Source organism: Rhodococcus sp. KB6 (genome assembly GCF_001445685.1).
GTDB lineage: Bacteria > Actinomycetota > Actinomycetes > Mycobacteriales > Mycobacteriaceae > Rhodococcus_F > Rhodococcus_F qingshengii.
Map to the genome: position 1 here is coordinate 1 of NZ_LNAK01000136.1, position 241 is coordinate 241.

Here is a 241-nt window from a genome sequence, read left to right on the forward strand (position 1 = left end):
CGACAACGAAACCGCCGCAACAGCTATCGATTTCATGAACAATGCCCGCGTGTTCTTCGCTGCACACGGCATCACCCGGATCGAGCGCGTGATCACCGACAACGGATCATGCTATCGGGCTGCAGATTTCACCGCTTCACTCCGCGAGGCTCGGCACTACCGCATCAAGCCGTACACACCGAAACACAACGGGAAGGTCGAACGCTACAACCGCATCCTCGCCGAAGAACTGTTGTACTCC

General features: G+C 57.3%; 1 pseudogene. It reads left to right on the forward strand.

Features of this window, described 5'->3' with window-relative positions:
• Nucleotides 1–241 (forward strand): annotated as a pseudogene (locus tag ASU23_RS24225) (DDE-type integrase/transposase/recombinase); the annotation flags it as partial.